This is a genomic window from Dyella sp. EPa41, from assembly GCF_016586165.1.
Lineage (GTDB): Bacteria > Pseudomonadota > Gammaproteobacteria > Xanthomonadales > Rhodanobacteraceae > Dyella.
Window position 1 is genome coordinate 147,821 of sequence record NZ_BCPR01000002.1, and the last position, 17,183, is coordinate 165,003.

Below are 17,183 nucleotides of genomic sequence, written 5' to 3' on the forward strand. Positions count from 1 at the left end.
GGTCATCGGCACCCTCTTCATGCTGATCCTGATCGCGGCGGTGCTGTCCAGCGCCATTGCCGTGGTGTGGACGCGCCATGAGAGCCGCGTGCTGTTCGTCGAGCTCACCCGCCTGCAGAACGCGCGCGACGACCTCAACATCGAATACGGCAAGCTGGAACTGGAGCAGGCCACCTGGGCCGAGCCGCGTCGCGTGGACGACGAGGCGCGGAAGCTGGGCATGCTCAATCCCAAGCCGCAAGACATCCAGCTGGTGCGTCGATGAAGCCGCGCCCGCGCACGACACCTTCGCCCACACGCCGCCGCACCGCGGCCCCCAGCGCCCGCCGCCGCATGTTGCTGGTGGTCGGCGTGCTGTCGCTCGCCTCGCTGGGCCTGGTGGCTCGCGCGTTCGACCTGCAGGTGGTGCGCAAGGAGTTCTACCAGAACCAGGGCGACGCCCGCTTCCTGCGCGAGGTGCCGATCGCGGTGTCGCGCGGCACCATCTTCGATCGCAACGGCGAACCGCTGGCGGTTTCCACGCCGGTCGTCTCGATCTGGGCCAACCCGTCCGAGGTGCTGAACAGCGAGGACAAGCTGCCGGCGCTGGCCAAGGCCATCGGCATGGATGCGGACGCGCTCAAGCAGTACCTGATGCAGCGTTCGGAGCGCGAGTTCGTCTACCTCAAGCGCCAGATGTCGCCGGATGCGGCGCAGGTGGTGCTCGACCTTGCCGTGCCCGGCGTCAACGGCCAGCGCGAATTCCGCCGCTTCTATCCGTCGGGCCCGGTGACCTCGCACGTGTTGGGCTTCACCAACATCGACGACCACGGCCAGGAAGGCCTGGAGCTGGCCTTCGACGACTGGCTGGCCGGCAAGCCGGGCGCCAAGCGCGTGATCCGCGACCGCATGGGCCACGTGGTGGAAGACGTGGAACTGGTGCGCGCGCCGCAACCGGGTCGTGACATCACGCTCAGCATCGATCGCCGCATCCAGTTCCTTGCCTACAACGAGCTGAAGAACACCATCGAGCAGTCCGATGCGGACTCCGGCTCGATGGTGATCCTGGATGTGCACACCGGCGAAGTGCTGGCCATGGTGAACTGGCCGACGTACAACCCGAACGCCCTGCGCGGCAGCAATCCGTCGAGCCGCCGCAACCGCGCGATGACCGACGTGGTGGAGCCCGGCTCCACCATCAAGCCGTTCGTCATGGCCGCCGCGCTGTCCAGCGGCAAGTACTCGCCGACCGGTCCCATGATCGACACGGGCAACGGCCACTTCTATTACATCTCGCACGACATCCGCGACACGCACGCCTACGGCATGCTGTCGCCCACGGGCATCCTCGCCAAGTCGAGCAACATCGGCGCCGCCAAGGTCGCGATGACGCTGGATACCGGCCTGATGTACGACACCTACCGTGCGTTCGGCTTCGGCAACAGCACCAACAGCGGCTTCCCCGGCGAAGCCTCCGGCTACCTCAAGCCGGGCAAGAGCTGGGGCATGCTGGAGAAGGCCATCCTGGCCTACGGCTACGGCCTCAACGTGACGCCGCTGCAGCTGGCGAACGGCTACGCCACCATCGCCGACAGCGGCGTGATGCACCTGCCCACCTTCGTGAAGGGCTCGGACAACGAAGCCAGGCAGATCGTCGACCCGAAGATCGCCAACCAACTGGTGCAGATGTTGGAGTCGGTGACGCAGCCGGGCGGCACCGCGGCGCCGTGGGCGTGGATCGCCAACTACGGCGTGGCCGGCAAGACCGGTACCGCGCACAAGGCCAGCGCGGGCGGCTACTCGAAGAACAACTACAGCGCCGCCTTCGCCGGCATCGTGCCTGCTTCGAACCCGCGCATGGCGGCGGTGGTGGTGATCGACAACCCGAAGAAGGGTAGCTACTACGGCGCCCTCGTTTCCGGCCCCGTCTTCGCCAAGGTCATGGATGGCGCGCTGCGCCTCATGGATGTGCCTCCAGACAATATCGGGCGCTGGTATGTCGGCGGCCCATTGCAAGGACAGAACGGTTTGACCAGCAACAAGCAGCCCACCGTCGAACAGGTGGACGACGCACCGATCGAGGGGGCCACGCCATGAGCGCCCGCCTCGACCAGCTTCTCCATGGCATCGCCGACACCCCGGGTGTTGGCGATATCGTCGTTTCAGGGCTCACGCTGGATTCGCGCCAGGTGCGGCCCGGCGACGCGTTCTTCGCGCTGCGGGGCACGCGCGAGCATGGCATCCATTTCGCGAAGGGCGCCGTCGCGCGCGGCGCGCGCGTGGTGCTGGCCGAAGCGCCGGCTGCCGATGCATCCGGCATCGACGTGCCGGTGCTGTGGGTCGATGGCCTGCATGGCAAGGTAGGCGAGATCGCCGCGCGCTTCTTCGGGCGCCCGTCCGACGCATTGCACGTGATCGGCGTGACCGGCACCAACGGCAAGACCTCCACCGTGCAGCTGCTGGCGCAGGCGCTGGAATGGCTCGGCCATCGCGCCGCCACCATCGGCACGCTGGGCGCCGGCCTGCATGGCCAGCTCAACGAAGGCGAGCGCACCACGCCCGACGCCATCAACGTGCAGGGCCTGCTGGCCTCGTTCCGCGACCAGGGGGCGACACACGTGGCGATGGAAGTGTCCTCGCATGCACTGGAGCAAGGTCGCGTCGGCGCGGTGGCCTTCGACGTGGCGGCATTCACCAATCTCACGCGCGACCATCTCGACTATCACGGCAGCATGGAAGCCTACGGCGAGGCCAAGGCCAAGCTGTTCGCGTGGCCGACGCTGAAGGCTGCGGCGATCAATATCGACGATGCCTTCGGCCGCTCGCTGACCGATCGTCTTCCGCCGGGCGTGCACGCGCTGCGCCTGAGCGCGGAGGGTGATGCCACGGCCGACGTACGTGCGACCGATGTCATGACGTCCGCCGAAGGCCTCGCCTTCACCCTGCATACGCCCTGGGGCGAGCGCGCCGTGCGCAGCCGCCTGCTCGGCCGCTTCAACGTGGCCAACCTGCTGGCCGTGGTGGCCTGCCTCGGCGCCATGGGCGAACCGTTCGAGCGCATCGCCGATGCCATCACCGTGCTGGAGCCGATCAACGGCCGCATGAACCGCCTCGGCGGCGTCGACGGCGTGCCGTTGGCGGTGGTCGATTACTCGCATACGCCGGACGCGCTGGAGCAGGCGCTGAAGGCACTGCGTGCGCATTGCGAAGGCCGCCTGATCTGCGTGTTCGGTTGTGGCGGCGACCGCGACGCCGGCAAGCGCCCGCAGATGGGCGAGATCGCCGAGCGCCTTGCCGACGCCATCATCATCACCGACGACAATCCGCGTACCGAGGACGGCGACGTCATCGTGGCGAACATCGTCGCCGGCCTTCGTCATCCGGAAGCCGCCACGGTCGAGCGCGATCGCGCCGCCGCCATCCAGCACGCGCTCGCCTCGGCCAAGGCCGGCGACGTGGTGCTGATCGCCGGCAAGGGACACGAGACGTATCAGGAAGGCGCGACGGGCAAGCGTCCGTTCGACGACCTGGCCGTGGCCCGCCACGCGCTGGAGACCCGGGCATGATGCGCCTGAGCGCCATCGCCCTGTGGACCCGCGGACGCCTGCTCGGCGACGACGTGGACGTCACCGGCGTCGCCATCGACACGCGCAAGCTGCAGCCCGGCGACCTGTTCGTGGCGATCAAGGGCGAGCGCGTCGATGGGCACGATTTCCTCGCCGATGCGAAGGCCAAGGGTGCGATCGCCGCGCTGGTCACGCGCAAGGTCGACTTCGACCTGCCGCAGGTGCTGGTCGACGATACGGAACTGGCCCTGGGCGACCTCGCCAGCGCCGTGCGTGCGCAGAGCAACGTGCGCGTGATCGGCATCACCGGTTCCAACGGCAAGACCACGGTGAAGACGCTGACGGCGTCGATCCTGTCGCGCCACGGCCGCACGCACGTCAACGCCGGCAATTACAACAACGAGCTGGGCCTGCCGCTCACCCTGCTGGCGATGCCGCAGGACACGGAATACGCCGTGCTGGAAATGGGCGCGGGCAAGCCGGGCGACATTGCCTACCTCGCCGCCATCGCGCGGCCCGATATCGGCCTCGTCAACACCATCGCGCCCGCGCATCTTGAGCGCATGGGCAGCGTGGAAGGCGTGGCCGAGACCAAGGGCGCGCTGTATCAGGCCTTGCCGGTCGACGGCGTGGCGATCATCAATGCGGACGAGGCTTTCGCCAGCTTCTTCACCGGGCTCGCCGGCACGCGCCGCCAGCTGCGCTTCGCGCTGGACCACAAGGCCGACGTGGGCGCCGACATCCTCGACCAGCGCGTCGACGGCTCGCACTTCCTGCTGAGCACCCCGGTAGGCGATGCCGAAGTGCAGTTGCCGCTGGCCGGTCGCCACAACATCGCCAATGCGCTGGCCGCCGCGTCCATTGCGCTGGCACTGGACGTGCCGCTCGACACCATCGTGGAAGGCCTCGAGAACGTGCCCGGCGTCGCCGGCCGCCTGCAGTTCGAGCGCATGCGCGGTGGCTGGACGCTGATCGACGACAGCTACAACGCCAATCCCGGCTCGGTCGGCGCGGCCATCGATACGCTGGCGCTTGCCGAAGGCGAGCGCTGGCTGGTGCTGGGCGACATGGCCGAGCTTGGCGAAAACGCCGTGGCGCTGCACGCCGGCATCGGCGAGCGCGCGCACCAGCGCGGCATCGATCGCCTGTTCGCGGTCGGCCCGTTGAGCGCGGCCGCGGTGAAGGCGTTCGGCGAACGCGGCGAACACTTCGCCGACAAGGCGGCGTTGGCCGCCGCATTGAAACAACATCTGCACAGCGGCGTTGCCTGTCTGGTCAAGGGCTCGCGCTCGTCCGGCATGGACCAGGTGGTCGCTGCGCTTCGCGACAACAAGAAAACAGGGGAGGGCGCATCCGATGCTGCTTGAACTCGCAGACTGGATGGCACGGCACTTCACCGCCCTCCACCTGTTCCAGTACATCACGTTCCGCACCATCATGGCCGCGCTCACCGCGCTGGCGATGTCGCTGCTGTTCGGGCCCAACGTGATCCGCAAGCTGGCGGAATTGAAGGCCGGCCAGGTGGTGCGCAAGGACGGCCCGCAGACGCACCTGTCCAAGGCCGGCACGCCGACCATGGGCGGCGTGATGATCCTGCTGGCGGTCACCCTCTCCACCATCCTGTGGACCGACCTGCACAACCGCTACGTGTGGCTGGTGCTGGCCGTGCTGCTCAGCTTCGGCGTGATCGGCTTCTACGACGACTACAAGAAGCTGGTGCTCAAGGACAGCCGCGGCCTCGCCTCGCGCTGGAAGTATTTCTGGCAGTCGGTGTTCGGCCTCGCCGCCGCGCTGTTCCTCTACTACACGGCGCCGCACGGCGTCGGCAACGCGCCGGTGGCCGAGACGGCGTTGTACGTGCCGCTGTTCAAGCAGGTGGCGGTGCCGCTGGGCGTGATGTTCGTGGTCATCGCCTATTTCATGATCGTGGGCTTCTCCAATGCGGTGAACCTCACCGACGGCCTGGACGGTCTCGCCATCATGCCCACCGTGCTGGTGTCCGGCGCGCTGGGCGTGTTCGCGTATCTCGCGGGCAACCGCGTGTTCTCCGAATACCTGGGCATCCCGTCGATTCCCGGCGCGGGCGAGCTGGCGATCTTCTGTGGCGCGCTGTCCGGCGCGGGCCTGGGCTTCCTCTGGTTCAACACCTACCCGGCCCAGGTGTTCATGGGCGACGTGGGCGCGCTGGCGATCGGCGCGGCGCTGGCGGCGATCGCGGTGATCGTGCGCCAGGAAATCGTCCTGCTGGTGATGGGCGGCGTGTTCGTGATGGAAACCGCCTCGGTGATGATCCAGGTGGCCAGCTTCAAGATGACCGGCAAGCGCGTGTTCCGCATGGCGCCGATCCATCACCACTTCGAGCTCAAGGGCTGGCCGGAGCCGCGCGTGATCGTGCGCTTCTGGATCATCAGCGTCGTGCTGGTGCTGATCGGCCTCGCCACGTTGAAGGTGCGCTGATGAGAGCAGTGAACAGTCAATGGGGAATGGTAAACAGGAAGAGCGCGCTCGCGTCGCGCACCATCGTGCGTGCTTTTTCCCATTCACTGTTCACTGTTTACCGTTCCCCGGTCGCGGAGCGAGCCCATGTTTGACACCACCCAGGCCAAGCGACGACAGGGACCCCGCGGCAGCTTCGACATGCCGCTGGTGATCGCGCTCGTCGGTCTGGCCTGCATCGGGGTGGTGATGGTGGCGTCCAGCTCGATCGCGGTGGCCGAGAGCCAGCACATCGGCGCGTTCTACTTTCTCAAGCGCCACCTGCTGTTCCTCAGTATCGGCATGGTGCTGGCGGGCATCGCCATGCGCACCGAACTGAAGTTCATGGAAAAGAACGCCTACCTGCTGCTGGCGGGTGCGGTGGTGTTGCTGCTGCTGGTGTTCGTGCCGGGCATCGGCATGCGCATCAACGGCGCGCGGCGCTGGCTCAACTTCCTGATCACCAGTTTCCAGCCGGTCGAAGCGGTGAAGCTGATCCTGGTCGTGTATACGGCGAGCTACCTGGTGCGCCATCGCGAGAGCGTGGAAACCAGTTTCTGGGGCCTGTTCAAGCCGATCATGGTGGCCGGCCTGTTCGTGCTGCTGTTGCTGGCGCAGCCGGACTTCGGCTCGGCCACGCTGATGATCGCGGTCACCATCGGCATGATCTGGATGGGTGGCGCCAAGCCGGTCTACCTCGGCGGCATGGGCCTGCCGGTGGTGGCGCTGCTGTGGTTCGTGGCGAAGTTCGAGCCGTACCGCATGCGCCGCCTCACTTCGTTCATCGATCCCTGGGCCGATCCGTTCAACGACGGCTTCCAGCTCACGCAGTCGCTGATGGCGATCGGCCGTGGCGAGTGGACCGGCGTGGGCCTGGGCTCCAGCGTGCTCAAGCTGTCCTACCTGCCCGAAGCGCACACCGACTTCATCTTCGCGGTGATCTCCGAGGAACTGGGCCTGGCCGGCATCCTGCTGGTGATGGGCCTGTTCGCGCTGGCGGTGGGCCGCGGCCTCTTCATGGGCCTGAAGGGCATGGAGATCGGCCAGCGCTTTGCCGGTTTCGTCGCCTGCGGCGTGTCGCTGATGCTCGGCCTGCAGACCATGGTGTCGATCGGCGTGAACCTCGGCGCGCTGCCGACCAAGGGGCTGACCCTGCCGCTGATCAGCTACGGCGGTTCGTCCATCGTGCTGACCTGCGCGATGGCCGGTGTCCTGTTGCGCACCACCTATGAGATCAACCGCGCCCTCGATGCGCGCCAGATGGCGGCGCGCATGCCGGCGAACGCCGTGCCCGACGCGAACACGTCCGTGGCCGCGACGCCCGCGCGTGAGGCGGTGACCGCATGACCAAGAGCCTGTCGCAGCCCGTGCTCATCATGGCCGGCGGTACCGGTGGCCACATCTTCCCGGGCCTCGCCGTGGCCGAGGCGCTGCGTGCGCAGGGCGTGCCGGTAGTGTGGCTGGGTGCCGAAGGCGGCATGGAGACCAAGGTCGTGCCGGCGCACGGCATCGAGCTGGTGACCGTGCCGGTGGGTGGCCTGCGCGGCAAGGGCCTGAAGACGCGCCTGCTGGCGCCGCTCATGCTCGCGCGTGCCTTGCTCGCGTCGCTCGGTGCGCTGCGCCGCATCAAGCCGCGCAGCGTGTTGTCGATGGGTGGCTATGTCGCCGGCCCCGGCGGCGTCGCTGCCCGGCTCACGCGTCGCCCGCTGCTGGTGCACGAGCAGAACCGCGTGGCCGGCTTCACCAATCGCAAGCTCGCCGAGCATGCCCAGCGCGTGCTGGCCGGCTTCAGCGATGCGTTGCCGGGTGCCGAGTGGGTGGGCAATCCGGTGCGCGGCGCCATTGCCGCGTTGCCGGCGCCCGCCGAGCGCATGGCCGCACGTGCCGGTCGTGCCCGCCTGCTCGTGCTGGGCGGCAGCCTGGGCGCCCGCGCGTTGAACATCGCCTTGCCGCAGGCGCTGGCGCTGCTGTCGCCGGCGCAGCGTCCGGACGTGTTGCACCAGTGCGGCAACCGCGGCATCGACGAAGCGCGCGCCGCCTATGCCAAGGCCGGCGTCGACGCGCAGATCGTGCCCTTCATCGAAGACATGGCAGGCACCTATGCCTGGGCGGATCTCGCGGTCTGCCGCGCGGGCGCGCTCACGCTGGCCGAGCTCACGGCCGCCGGGCTCGGTGCCGTGCTCGTGCCGTTTCCCTATGCGGTGGATGACCACCAGACCCGCAATGCCGAGGCGCTGGTCGCCGTGCATGCGGCCGAATTGATTCAGGAGAAGGATCTGGACGTACAGCAGTTGGCGCAGCGCCTCGAGGCGCTGCTGGAAGATCGCGAGCGCCTGGTCGCGATGGGCGAGGCCGCGCGCACGCTGGCCAAGCCCGATGCCGCGGCGGTGATCGCGCGCGCGTGCATGGAGGTGGCCGCATGACGCCGCGTCGCTTGCTCGCGCACGAGGATTTGATGACCACCTTCCGCCGCGTGCATTTCATCGGCATCGGCGGCGTGGGCATGAGCGGCATCGCCGAGGTGCTGCACAACCTGGGTTATGCCGTCTCCGGTTCCGATCGCGCCAATTCGCCGACGGCGCAGCGTCTCTCCGCGCTGGGCATTGAAGTTCATGTCGGCCACGCCGCCGAGAACATCGGCGATGCCGACGTCGTGGTCACTTCCAGCGCCATCAACGCCGACAACCCCGAACTGCAGGCTGCCCGTGCCGCGCGCATCCCGGTGGTGCCGCGCGCCGAGATGCTGGGCGAGCTGATGCGCTTCCGCCGCGGCATCGCCATCGCCGGCACGCACGGCAAGACGACCACCACGAGCCTTGCGGCGAGCGTGCTGGCCGAGGCGAACTACGATCCGACCTTCGTGATCGGCGGCCAGCTCAACGCGGCCGGTGCGAATGCCCGCCTCGGCACGGGCCAGTACATCGTGGCCGAGGCCGACGAATCGGACGGTTCGTTCCTGATGCTGTCGCCGGTGGTCGCGGTCGTCACCAACATCGACGCCGATCACCTGGAGAACTACCACGGTGATTTCGCGCTGGTAAAGAAGGCCTTCGCCGACTTCCTGCACCGCCTGCCGTTCTACGGCCTGGCGGTGCTGTGCGTAGACGATCCGGAAGTGGCCGAGCTGGCCAGGTCCACCACGCGTCGCGTGATGACCTACGGCATCGACACGCAGGACGCCGACGTGCGCGCGAGCAACCTTTCGCAGCACGGCTTCGAGATGCACTTCGACCTGTGGCTGCCGGGTCGCAACGAGGCGCTGCACGTCAAGCTCAACCTGCCGGGCCGCCACAACGTGCTCAACGCGCTGGCCGCCGCCACCATCGGCTGGCAGCTGGGCGTGGAAGCCGAGGCGATCGCCCGCGCGCTGCAGAATTTCCAGGGCGTGGGCCGTCGTTTCCACCGTCGCGGCGAGATCGCGCTGGACAAGGGCACCGCGCTGCTGGTGGACGACTACGGCCATCACCCCCGCGAACTCGCGGCGGTGTTCGCCGCGGCACGTGGCGGCTGGCCGGACCGCCGCCTGGTGGTCGGCTTCCAGCCGCATCGCTACAGCCGCACGCGCGACCTGCTCGATGATTTCGCCAACGTGCTGGCCGAGGCCGACGTGCTGGTGTTGACGGATGTCTATCCGGCCGGCGAAGCGCCGATCGCGGGTGCCGATGGCCGCGCCTTGGCGCGTGCGGTGCGCGCGCGCGGCAAGGTCGATCCGGTGCTGGTCGATCATCCGCGTGAACTGAAGGAGACGCTGCCCGCGCTGCTGCGCGACGGCGATCTGTTGCTGCTGCTCGGCGCCGGCGATATCGGCGCGGCGGCGGTGGAAATGGCGAACGCCGGTCAACTGAAGACGAGCAAAGCATGAGCAAGACGATTACCGACCCCGCACAGTTTGGCCGCGTCGCCGTGGTGATGGGCGGCAGTTCGGCCGAGCGCGAGGTGTCGCTGGATTCCGGCCGCAACGTGCTGGCCGCGCTGCAGGCGCGCGGCGTGGATGCGCATGCCATCGATGGTATCCCGGCGCTGCTGGACGCCGTGCGCGCCGGCCACTTCGCCCGCGTGTTCAACATCCTGCATGGCGGCGGTGGCGAGAACGGCGAGCTGCAAGGCGCGCTGCAATCGCTGCGCGTTCCGTTCACCGGCTCCGGCGTGCTCGGATCCGCGCTCTCGCTCGACAAGATCCGCGCGAAGCTGGTGTGGCAGGCGCTCGGCCTGCCGACGCCGAGGTTCAAGGCGCTGCCGCGTGGCGCCGACGTGCATGCCGCCGCGCGCGAGATCGGTTTCCCGCTGATCGTGAAACCGGCATGGGAAGGTTCCAGCGTGGGCGTCACCCGCGTGTTCAAGGAAGAAGACCTCGACGCCGCCGTGGCGTTGGCGCAGCGCTATCCCGGCGACATGCTGATGGAGACGCTGATCGAAGGCGGCGAGTACACCGTCGGCGTGCTCAATCGCCAGGTGCTCGCCACCATCAACATCGTGCCCAAGGGCGAGTACTACGACTACAACGCGAAGTACATCGCCGAGGACACGCAGTACATCTGCCCGGGCCTGCACGGCGACGCCGAGCGCGAGATGCAGGACCTGGCCCTGCGCGCGTTCGATGCACTGGCGTGCTCGGGCTGGGGCCGCGTCGACGTGATGCGCGACAAGCAGGGTCGCAACTGGCTGCTGGAAGTGAACACCGCGCCGGGCATGACCTCGCATTCGCTGGTACCGAAGGCCGCGGCCGTCGCCGGCATCGACTACCAGACGCTGTGCTGGCGCGTGCTTGAAACGAGCTTCCGGGAGGACGTGTGAGGGGAACCATCCGCCTCGTTGCCTGGGTGTTGGCCATCGCGCTCGTGGCGCTGCCGATCGTCGGCGTGCTGCGCGGATGGTTTGCGGCCAATCGCTGGCCGGTGACCCAGTTGACGGTGCAGGCCGAGTTCAAGCACGTGACCGAGGACGAGCTCCGTACGGTCGTCATGCCGCGCCTCGGCAAGGGGTTCTTCGCGCTCGACCTCGATGGCGTGCAGAAGGCGGTCGCCGCGCTGCCGTGGGTGGAATCGGTGGAGGCGCGCAAGCGCTGGCCCGATACGCTGATCCTGCGCATCTACGAGCGCCAGCCGTTTGCACGCTGGAACGAGAAGCGCCTGATCAGCCGGCAAGGTCTGGTATTCGACGTGCCTGACGTGTCGGCCAATGGCGATCTGCCCGACTTGCGCGGCCCCGATGCACGCCTGGCGGAAGTGGTGAGCTTCTATGCGGAAACGCAGAAGGCCTTCGCCAACACCAAACTGAAGATCGTCGGCGTTTCGCTCACCGAGCGCGGCAGCTGGAGCCTCACCACGAACAGCGGCGCGCAGATCGTCGTAGGCGATCGCGACCAGGCCGGTCGCCGCCTGCGCCGGTTCCTCGACGTCTACCCGCAGCTGATGGCCGGCCACTCCGAGGGCTTCGCCTATGCCGATCTTCGTTACACCAATGGATTTGCCGTTCGATGGCCGCCGCAGGCGAGCACCGTGAACGCTGGAGGCTCACCCCGCACATGAAGACCAAGAACGACAAGCAACTGGTGGTCGGCCTCGACATCGGCACCTCCAAAGTGGTGGCGATCGTCGGCGAGTACGAACCCGGCGAGCCGATCGAAGTGATCGGCATCGGCACCCATGTCTCGCGCGGCATGAAGCGCGGCTCGGTGGTGGACATCGAATCGACCGTGCACTCGATCCAGCGCGCCGTGGAGGAAGCCGAGCTGATGGCCGGCTGCGATATCCGCTCGGTCTACGCCTCGATCTCGGGCAGCCACCTGGAGACCAAGAACTCGCACGGCACCGCCGCGATCCGCGACCGCGAAGTGACCCCGGGCGACCTCGACCAGGTGCTGGAAGCCGCCAGCGCGGTGGCGATCCCGGCCGACCGCAAGGTGCTCTACAAGGAGTCGCAGGAATACCGCATCGACGGCCAGGACGGCATTCGCTCGCCGGTGGGCATGAGCGGCGTGCGCCTGGAGGCGAGCGTGCACCTGGTGACCGGCGCGGCGGCGGCGGTGCAGAACATCTCCAAGTGCATCCAGCGCTGCGGCCTGACCGTGGACGAGCTGGTGCCCTCGGCGGTGGCCAGCGCCAAGTCGGTGCTGACCGATGACGAGCGCGAACTGGGCGTGTGCCTGGTCGACATCGGCGCGGGCACCACCGACATCGCCATCTATACGCAGGGCGCGATCCGCTACACCAAGTCGCTGCCGGTCGGCGGCGACCAGGTCACCAACGACATCGCCTACGGCGTACACACGCCGACCGCGCATGCCGAGGAGATCAAGATCAAGTACGCCTGCGCGCTGGCCCAGCTGGCGCACGCGGAAGAGACCATCCAGGTGCCCAGCGTGGGTGACCGTCCGCCGCGTCGCCTGGCCCGCCAGTCGCTCGCGCAGTCGGTGCAGGCGCGCTACGAGGAAATCTTCGAGATGGTGCAGGACGAGCTGCGGCGCTCGGGCTACGAGAGCCTGGTGGCGGCCGGCGTCGTGCTCACCGGCGGCGCTTCGCGCATGGAGGGTGCGCTGGAACTGGCCGAGGAGATCTTCCACAAGATGGTGCGCATCGGCGTGCCGCAGCACATCAGTGGCCTGGGCGAAGTCATTTCCAATCCGCTGCACTCCACCGGCGTGGGCCTGCTGCTGCACGGCGCGCGCCACGGCGGCATGCGCATGAGCGGGCCGTCGGGCGGCAGCGTGGGCGGCCTGGTCGACAAGCTGCGCGGCTGGATCACCAAGAATTTCTGATTTGGGTGGGGCAGGAGGCCCCGCCATGGACGAATGGATGTTCGTCCGCCACCAAGGGGCGACAGGAACGTCGACACCCGCGGATACAACGACAACAGAGCTCTACGGAGGACGGGAAATGTTTGAACTGATCGAAAAACTCGCACCCAATGCAGTCATCAAGGTCATCGGCGTGGGTGGCGGCGGCGGCAACGCCGTGGCCCACATGCTCAATGCAAACATCGAAGGCGTCGAGTTCGTCGTCGCCAACACCGACGCGCAGGCCATGAAGAGCTGCGGTTCGCGCACGCACCTGCAGCTGGGTGCCAACGTGACCAAGGGCCTGGGCGCCGGCGCCAACCCGGAAGTGGGCCGCCAGGCCGCACTGGAAGATCGTGAGCGCATCGAGGAAGTGCTCGAGGGCGCGGACATGGTGTTCATCACCGCCGGCATGGGCGGCGGCACCGGCACGGGCGCAGCCCCGGTGGTGGCGCAGCTCGCCAAGGAAAAGGGCATCCTCACGGTGGCCGTGGTCACCAAGCCGTTCCCGTTCGAAGGCCGTCGCCGCATGCAGGTCGCGGCCAAGGGCATCGAGGATCTCTCGCAGCACGTCGATTCGCTGATCACCGTGCCCAACGAGAAGCTGCTGTCGGTGCTGGGCCGTGAAGTGACGCTGCTCAATGCGTTCAAGGCCGCCAACGACGTGCTGCAGGGCGCCGTGCAGGGCATCGCCGACCTCATCACCGCGCCGGGCCTGATCAACGTCGACTTCGCCGACGTGCGCACCGTGATGTCCGAAATGGGCATGGCCATGATGGGTTCGGGCACCGCCCGCGGCGACGACCGCGCGCAGGCCGCCGCCGAAGCCGCCATCAACAACCCGCTGCTGGAAGACGTCAACCTCAACGGCGCCTGCGGCATCCTGGTCAACGTCACCGCCGGTCCGAACCTGACCATGCGCGAATTTGACGAGATCGGTCGCATCATCCACGACTTCGCCAGCGAAGACGCGACTGTGGTGATGGGCACCTCGCTCGACCCGGAAATGCAGGACGACGTGCGCGTCACCGTCGTGGCCACGGGCCTGAACCGTGCTGCGGCCCGCCAGCCAATGCGTCCGGTGGTGACCCAGCAGGTCGAAATGCGCCAGCGTCCGCGTCCGGTCGTGCTGCGTACCGGCACCGGCAACGAAGTGGTGGATTACGCCCAGCCGGAAGTCACCACGACCACCCGCGTCGAGGCCAGCGCGTCCGCCAAGAGCGCCGATCCCAGCTTCGATTACCTCGACATCCCGGCCTTCCTGCGCCGCCAGGCCGACTGAGATAGCTGACAGGGCAAATAATTTGAAGAAAAATTGAACAAATCGCCGGTTTCACTTGTCAGTAACGAAACGCACACCTGTCGTTCCCTCGGGAAGCCGGTGTACGTAAGGGTTTTCCGCCCCTTTGGGGTGGATGTCCGCTGACGTCGCCGGCGAGCGTTCTGGACGTACGCAAGCTCCAACGACTGTGCTTCAGGGATGACGCATGGCCTGCCGGAAGTGGATTTTCCGGTCGGCCCGGCGCTCCGTGACCGGAATCCCGTCCCGGTCCGGAGCGCCGTGTCAGAACTTAAGTCGTTGAAGTTGCTGGGAAAAGCGCTGATCACCCCATGAATAAATGTTATTCATGGATGAAAGGAACATGAAAGGGTGAACAGTGTGTGCGGAATGGATCGCCTTTTCACAGGTTAAGACTGTGTTAGCATCCGTTCCCTAATTTGGCTGCTGCCCCTTACAGGTACCCAAAAAATGATCAAGCAGCGTACGCTCAAGAACATCATTCGTGCCACCGGCGTCGGTCTGCATACCGGCGACAAGGTGTACATGACGCTTCGCCCCGCTGCCCCGAATACGGGCATCGTGTTTCGTCGTACCGATCTGAATCCGCCGGTGGAAATTGCCGCTCGTCCCGACAATGTCGGTGACACGCGCCTGTCCACCACCCTCGTCAATGGCGATGTGCGCGTCTCCACCGTTGAGCATCTGCTCTCCGCGATGGCAGGCCTCGGCATCGACAACGCCTACGTCGACCTTTCCGCGCCGGAAGTGCCGATCATGGACGGCAGCGCGGGCCCGTTCGTGTTCCTGCTGCAGTCCGCAGGCATCGAGGAGCAGAACGTCGCCAAGCGCTTCATCCGCATCAAGAAGCCGATCAAGGTGCAGGAAGGCGACAAGTGGGCCAGCTTCGAGCCGTTCGAAGGCTTCAAGGTTGGCTTCTCGATCGAGTTCAACCACCCGATCATCAGCAAGCGCACGTCCAAGGCGGAGATCGACTTCTCCACCACCTCGTTCGTGAAGGAAGTGAGCCGCGCTCGCACCTTCGGCTTCATGCGCGACATCGAGATGCTGCGCGAGCACAACCTCGCGCTCGGCGGTTCGATGGACAATGCCGTGGTGCTGGACGACTACCGCGTGCTCAACGAAGACGGCCTCCGTTACGAGGACGAATTCGTCAAGCACAAGATCCTGGACGCCATCGGCGATCTCTACCTGCTGGGCCACAGCCTGGTCGGTGCGTACTACGCGCACAAGTCGGGCCATGAGCTCAACAACAAGCTGCTGCGCACCCTCATGGCCGACGTTTCCGCCTGGGAAGAGGTGAGTTTCGCCGACGACCCGGCCACGGCGCCGATTTCCTACGCGCACCCCGCGCAGGCGATCTGATCGCGTAAGTCCTTCACAAGGCTGAACAAACTGAACGGCCGCGTCCTCAGGGACGCGGCCGTTCGTTTTGTGATATACCTCCCGCCTTCTATTGGCAGCTGTTCACGTCCTGATGACATCACGGTCTATCCGGTTCGTGGGGGCATGGTATAAACCCATGCAGGCCGACCTCAGGGTCGGTGCAGGGGAAGTACCGCAATGGTGTCGGCGAAGTTCGGACGTCAGTCCGCCGCTTCGCCGGGTTGGGAATCAGAAACTTCGGCGACGGACGCCAGCTCAAGGAACAGTTCCCGCAATTCGGGGTCTGTTGTTGAGGCTGCAGCGGCTCTCAGGTGAGAGGCTGCGGCCGGCGAAAGCGGTTTTGACCGATCCGGCACGATGTCTGTCGGTGGAGGGGGGGCCACTTTCACGGTGACTGAACTGGCGTACGTGCCGATGGCGCGTGCGGTCGAGAGGATTTGCGTCTGGAGAAGGCGCACCCTGGCGGCCAGAGCCGGCGAAGGAGCCAGAAAAACGAGGCGGCCGTCTTGCAGGTTGGCGAAGCGAACCTGCTCGCGGAGTGGTGACGGTAACGTCTGGCGCAGTGCGCGATCCAAAGCATCCAGCTCACGGGCTTTGCGGGCCAGTGAGGCAATGGGGCCGAACGCGGTGATGGGCGTGAGTCCGGAACCGGTGCGGCGGGAGGGTGGTGGAGCGTCGCGCTGCATGGATACCGGCATCTTCGACGAAGAAAGACATGCAAATCATACTTGTGTCCCGCACCAAAAAGGTGCCCAAAACATTCAACCTCGCCGACCGGCGCCTGCGATGGCGACTGTTGGGGGTGGCGGCGGTGGCGGTACTGGGATGTGCGGGACTGGGCGGCGCCCTCGCGATGGCAGTGGCCAGTCCGCATGATCGCGCCCTCACCGAGATCCGCCAGTTGCGCCAGCAGGTGCAGCAGCAGAACCAGCAACTGGTCGGCGTACGCAAGGATGCCCAGCGCGATATCGACGCGCTCGCCGTGAAGCTGGGCCAGCTCCAGGCCCAATCGACCCGTCTCAATGCCCTTGGCGAGCGCCTTACCCAGGTCGGCAAGCTCGACGATGGCGAATTCAATTTCGACGAGCAGCCTGCCGTCGGTGGTGTGGAAGATGCGGTGGACGGTGGTTATGCCCTGCCGCAGACGCTCGACACCAGCATCAATCAGCTCGCCAACCAGTTCGACAGCCAGCAGGCGCAGCTTTCCGCGCTGCAGAGCCTGTTGCTGGACGCCAAGATCGAATCCAATCTCAAGCCCACCGGCATGCCGGTCGACGGCTACATTTCCTCCTATTTCGGCGGTCGCCCGGACCCGTTCAGCGGGCACAGCGCCTATCACACGGGCCTGGACATCTCGACGCCGAAGGGCACGGCCGTGCATGCGGTCGCCGAAGGCATGGTGACCTTCGCCGGCGAACGCACCGGCTACGGCGAAGTGATCGAAATCGACCACGGCAACGGCTACATGACCCGCTACGCCCACAACAGCAGGCTGGACGTCACGCCCGGCCAGCGCGTGCATGTGGGTGACGTCGTCTCCGAGGCCGGTTCCACCGGCCGCTCCACCGGTTCGCACGTGCATTTCGAGGTCTGGTACAAGGGCCGCGTGGTCAACCCGCTGGCCTTCGTGAAGAACCATCGCTGACCGTGTTCCGGGGCGGCCGCCGGCCGCCCTTGAAAGCTTTTGCGCGAGCCGCCACAC

General features: G+C 66.8%; 15 protein-coding genes. 14 read left to right on the forward strand and 1 reads right to left on the reverse strand.

Features of this window, described 5'->3' with window-relative positions:
- Positions 1–4 precede the first annotated feature (4 nt).
- The 13 genes from ftsL to lpxC all read left to right on the forward strand — a co-directional run bounded on the left by ftsL (position 5) and on the right by lpxC (position 15,460).
- Positions 5–265 (forward strand): cell division protein FtsL, encoded by a 261-nt coding sequence (gene ftsL / locus JMF82_RS01555; RefSeq protein ID WP_201312801.1) that lies wholly within the window; start codon positions 5–7, stop codon positions 263–265.
- Positions 262–2,076 (forward strand): penicillin-binding protein 2, encoded by a 1,815-nt coding sequence (locus tag JMF82_RS01560; RefSeq protein ID WP_236585244.1) that lies wholly within the window; start codon positions 262–264, stop codon positions 2,074–2,076. Before ftsL ends, JMF82_RS01560 begins: the two co-directional genes overlap by 4 nt.
- Positions 2,073–3,545: a UDP-N-acetylmuramoyl-L-alanyl-D-glutamate--2,6-diaminopimelate ligase gene (locus JMF82_RS01565; protein ID WP_201312770.1), complete on the forward strand. Its 1,473-nt coding sequence runs from the start codon at positions 2,073–2,075 to the stop codon at positions 3,543–3,545. The genes JMF82_RS01560 and JMF82_RS01565 overlap by 4 nt, the downstream gene beginning before the upstream one ends.
- On the forward strand, positions 3,542–4,912 hold the full coding sequence (murF, locus tag JMF82_RS01570) for a UDP-N-acetylmuramoyl-tripeptide--D-alanyl-D-alanine ligase (RefSeq protein WP_201312771.1): 1,371 nt from the start codon (positions 3,542–3,544) through the stop codon (positions 4,910–4,912). Before JMF82_RS01565 ends, murF begins: the two co-directional genes overlap by 4 nt.
- Positions 4,902–6,002 (forward strand): phospho-N-acetylmuramoyl-pentapeptide-transferase, encoded by a 1,101-nt coding sequence (gene mraY / locus JMF82_RS01575; RefSeq protein WP_038621185.1) that lies wholly within the window; start codon positions 4,902–4,904, stop codon positions 6,000–6,002. Before murF ends, mraY begins: the two co-directional genes overlap by 11 nt.
- Before the next feature lie 126 nt (positions 6,003–6,128).
- Positions 6,129–7,367 (forward strand): putative lipid II flippase FtsW, encoded by a 1,239-nt coding sequence (gene ftsW, locus JMF82_RS01580; RefSeq protein ID WP_201312772.1) that lies wholly within the window; start codon positions 6,129–6,131, stop codon positions 7,365–7,367.
- The gene (gene murG, locus JMF82_RS01585; RefSeq protein ID WP_201312773.1) at positions 7,364–8,443 is read left to right on the forward strand and encodes an undecaprenyldiphospho-muramoylpentapeptide beta-N-acetylglucosaminyltransferase; all 1,080 of its coding nucleotides are present in this window, start codon (positions 7,364–7,366) and stop codon (positions 8,441–8,443) included. Before ftsW ends, murG begins: the two co-directional genes overlap by 4 nt.
- Positions 8,440–9,882: a UDP-N-acetylmuramate--L-alanine ligase gene (gene murC / locus JMF82_RS01590; RefSeq protein WP_201312774.1), complete on the forward strand. Its 1,443-nt coding sequence runs from the start codon at positions 8,440–8,442 to the stop codon at positions 9,880–9,882. The genes murG and murC overlap by 4 nt, the downstream gene beginning before the upstream one ends.
- Complete coding sequence (locus tag JMF82_RS01595; protein ID WP_201312775.1) at positions 9,879–10,814, forward strand: D-alanine--D-alanine ligase; 936 nt, start codon at positions 9,879–9,881, stop codon at positions 10,812–10,814. The genes murC and JMF82_RS01595 overlap by 4 nt, the downstream gene beginning before the upstream one ends.
- Positions 10,811–11,548, forward strand: a complete 738-nt coding sequence (locus JMF82_RS01600) for a cell division protein FtsQ/DivIB (RefSeq protein WP_201312776.1) — start codon at positions 10,811–10,813, stop codon at positions 11,546–11,548. Before JMF82_RS01595 ends, JMF82_RS01600 begins: the two co-directional genes overlap by 4 nt.
- Positions 11,545–12,777 carry a cell division protein FtsA gene (gene ftsA / locus JMF82_RS01605; protein WP_201312777.1) on the forward strand — a complete coding sequence of 411 codons (1,233 nt, stop codon included), beginning with the start codon at positions 11,545–11,547 and terminating at the stop codon, positions 12,775–12,777. The genes JMF82_RS01600 and ftsA overlap by 4 nt, the downstream gene beginning before the upstream one ends.
- 118 nt (positions 12,778–12,895) lie before the next feature.
- On the forward strand, positions 12,896–14,077 hold the full coding sequence (ftsZ, locus tag JMF82_RS01610; protein ID WP_201312778.1) for a cell division protein FtsZ: 1,182 nt from the start codon (positions 12,896–12,898) through the stop codon (positions 14,075–14,077).
- 468 nt (positions 14,078–14,545) lie between these two features.
- Positions 14,546–15,460: a UDP-3-O-acyl-N-acetylglucosamine deacetylase gene (gene lpxC / locus JMF82_RS01615; RefSeq protein ID WP_111984208.1), complete on the forward strand. Its 915-nt coding sequence runs from the start codon at positions 14,546–14,548 to the stop codon at positions 15,458–15,460.
- A gap of 221 nt (positions 15,461–15,681) precedes the next feature.
- Here the strand turns inward: lpxC and JMF82_RS01620 are convergent, their stop codons facing one another.
- A complete protein-coding gene (locus JMF82_RS01620) occupies positions 15,682–16,167 on the reverse strand; it encodes a DUF721 domain-containing protein (RefSeq protein ID WP_201312779.1) in 486 nt (161 codons plus the stop codon).
- Positions 16,168–16,196: 29 nt separating this feature from the next.
- Between JMF82_RS01620 and JMF82_RS01625 the strand changes: the two genes are divergently transcribed.
- Positions 16,197–17,126 carry a M23 family metallopeptidase gene (locus tag JMF82_RS01625; RefSeq protein WP_201312780.1) on the forward strand — a complete coding sequence of 310 codons (930 nt, stop codon included), beginning with the start codon at positions 16,197–16,199 and terminating at the stop codon, positions 17,124–17,126.
- The last annotated feature ends 57 nt before the right edge of the window (positions 17,127–17,183 follow it).

What these genes read in the sequence shown, in the direction of transcription:
- JMF82_RS01560 (WP_236585244.1), top strand. Translation starts at nt 262, where the DNA reads ATGAAGCCGCGCCCGCGCACGACACCTTCGCCCACACGCCGCCGCACC.
- JMF82_RS01595 (WP_201312775.1), top strand. Translation starts at nt 9,879, where the DNA reads ATGAGCAAGACGATTACCGACCCCGCACAGTTTGGCCGCGTCGCCGTG.
- mraY (WP_038621185.1), top strand. Translation starts at nt 4,902, where the DNA reads ATGCTGCTTGAACTCGCAGACTGGATGGCACGGCACTTCACCGCCCTC.
- lpxC (WP_111984208.1), top strand. Translation starts at nt 14,546, where the DNA reads ATGATCAAGCAGCGTACGCTCAAGAACATCATTCGTGCCACCGGCGTC.
- JMF82_RS01565 (WP_201312770.1), top strand. Translation starts at nt 2,073, where the DNA reads ATGAGCGCCCGCCTCGACCAGCTTCTCCATGGCATCGCCGACACCCCG.
- murF (WP_201312771.1), top strand. Translation starts at nt 3,542, where the DNA reads ATGATGCGCCTGAGCGCCATCGCCCTGTGGACCCGCGGACGCCTGCTC.
- ftsW (WP_201312772.1), top strand. Translation starts at nt 6,129, where the DNA reads ATGTTTGACACCACCCAGGCCAAGCGACGACAGGGACCCCGCGGCAGC.
- murG (WP_201312773.1), top strand. Translation starts at nt 7,364, where the DNA reads ATGACCAAGAGCCTGTCGCAGCCCGTGCTCATCATGGCCGGCGGTACC.
- ftsZ (WP_201312778.1), top strand. Translation starts at nt 12,896, where the DNA reads ATGTTTGAACTGATCGAAAAACTCGCACCCAATGCAGTCATCAAGGTC.
- ftsA (WP_201312777.1), top strand. Translation starts at nt 11,545, where the DNA reads ATGAAGACCAAGAACGACAAGCAACTGGTGGTCGGCCTCGACATCGGC.
- murC (WP_201312774.1), top strand. Translation starts at nt 8,440, where the DNA reads ATGACGCCGCGTCGCTTGCTCGCGCACGAGGATTTGATGACCACCTTC.
- JMF82_RS01620 (WP_201312779.1), bottom strand. Translation starts at nt 16,167, where the DNA reads ATGCAGCGCGACGCTCCACCACCCTCCCGCCGCACCGGTTCCGGACTC.
- JMF82_RS01625 (WP_201312780.1), top strand. Translation starts at nt 16,197, where the DNA reads ATGCAAATCATACTTGTGTCCCGCACCAAAAAGGTGCCCAAAACATTC.